Below are 1,520 nucleotides of genomic sequence, written 5' to 3'. Positions count from 1 at the left end.
AGATGTGTATAAGAGACAGAGACAGTAATGCCAGTCAGTTAAGAAATTGACTGGCATTTTCTTGGATATTTTTGTGCTTTAATTTTCACTACTCGCGGACATTGCCTTTGCCTTTTTTCAGGTAATACAAATATTTTAGATTGTTCAAATAATTGCGCTAAATGTTTGGGTAGGTTTCCTGCTGATTCTAAAGGTGTGTGCCTTAAGATATTGATAATACTCATAGATGCAATATGGAAACTGATCCTTAAAGGACTCACCTTTGCATGTTCAGCGATAAACCTCATCTGTCTTCTTAAGATATTATATGCAATAAATACCCCCCACAATTCTTGATAGACCAAATCAGGTTGTTTGCTTCTTAAAATCCTTGCATCCTGTAAATCACTTTTAATTTCCCGATAACACATTTCTATTTCCCAACGCTGGATATAAAGCATTGCAAGGTCTTTGAATGGATAAACTTTAGAATCTGTTAATGATGTAATGTAACGTCTTATTTTTCCTGCATATTCAACTTCAATTAAACGTGCTTCCCAATAGTCACCCAATGACGGATTTATCTTTTTTGCTCTTGCTGAAACAGGCATTTTGATCTGAAAGTCATGGGCCGCATTATGATGAATCACTTCATAACGCAGGTTGTCCTTTGCTCGCATCAACCAATGACTCTCTTCTGCCTGAGATTGCCAGCTCACTAAAAAATCAGCAGAGAAGTAAGCACGATCAAATAGGGTAATACTGCGAACTGGTGCTTTTAATTGACTGGCTAAGGTTAATTCACCTTGATCCATACTGCCCATTTGGGCATCAATCATTTCATGGGTATTGGTATTCACCAGGCAAGTCGCTCTAACTTGTGGGTAAGGTGCAGCTGCTGTTTTGCCTTTGGATGAACCAAAGTGCTTAAAGTTTTCTTCTGTATGAGGCATAGACCAAACCACACCATCTACAGCACAAACGCATAGACCGTGAAAGTTGCTATATTGTTGTTGTGAGTCTTTAAACCATGCCTGACTTAATGTCGAAAATAAAGCACTCATGGGTTCTAAGCCTAAGCGTTGTCTTGCTTGTACGGATGCACTCGGTACACAGTATTCTGCCGTACCGAAAACAAGTTGCAATTGTTGAACCACATACCAAATCGGTTGATTTCGAAATAGAGCAAGTCCGATTACCAGCCAAACAACATGTTCAGCAGGCAGTTTTCTTTTTCGAATTGATGCTTTACCTGTTTGGTCTAAGCAATCTTCAATCCAGTTTAAATCAATCAATTCACTGAATTGTGAAAGTGAAGGTAGGGTTTGTTTTAATGTTAAATCTAGATTCTGAGATAAATTCATAAAAAAAGAGCGTATTTACATACGCTCTTTTTACAGCATTTTAACTTTTTTTGCTTAACTGACTGGCATTACCCATTGAGAGGACTTTTTTTGTGCATGGATTTAGATCGAGAATGAAGATCCACAACCACAGGTCGTGGTCGCACTCGGGTTTTGTACCACGAAACGTGAACCTTC

At 38.4% G+C, this 1,520-nt stretch carries 1 protein-coding gene and 1 pseudogene; both read right to left on the bottom strand.

The features are described from left to right. Positions 1 to 38: 38 nt before the first annotated feature. Positions 39 to 1,343: an IS4 family transposase gene (locus BFN00_RS13620; protein ID WP_004282307.1), complete on the bottom strand. Its 1,305-nt coding sequence runs from the start codon at positions 1,341 to 1,343 to the stop codon at positions 39 to 41. Positions 1,344 to 1,445: 102 nt separating this feature from the next. Then, positions 1,446 to 1,520, bottom strand: a pseudogene (locus BFN00_RS13615) (iron-sulfur cluster insertion protein ErpA); the annotation flags it as partial.

The sequence above is a fragment of the Acinetobacter sp. AR2-3 genome, from assembly GCF_001878775.1.
Taxonomy (GTDB): Bacteria; Pseudomonadota; Gammaproteobacteria; order Pseudomonadales; family Moraxellaceae; genus Acinetobacter; species Acinetobacter lwoffii_D.
Note: the sequence above shows the minus strand (reverse complement) of the source record. Positions and strands in the feature narration are given on the sequence as shown.

What these genes read in the sequence shown, in the direction of transcription:
- BFN00_RS13620 (WP_004282307.1), bottom strand. Translation starts at nt 1,343, where the DNA reads ATGAATTTATCTCAGAATCTAGATTTAACATTAAAACAAACCCTACCT.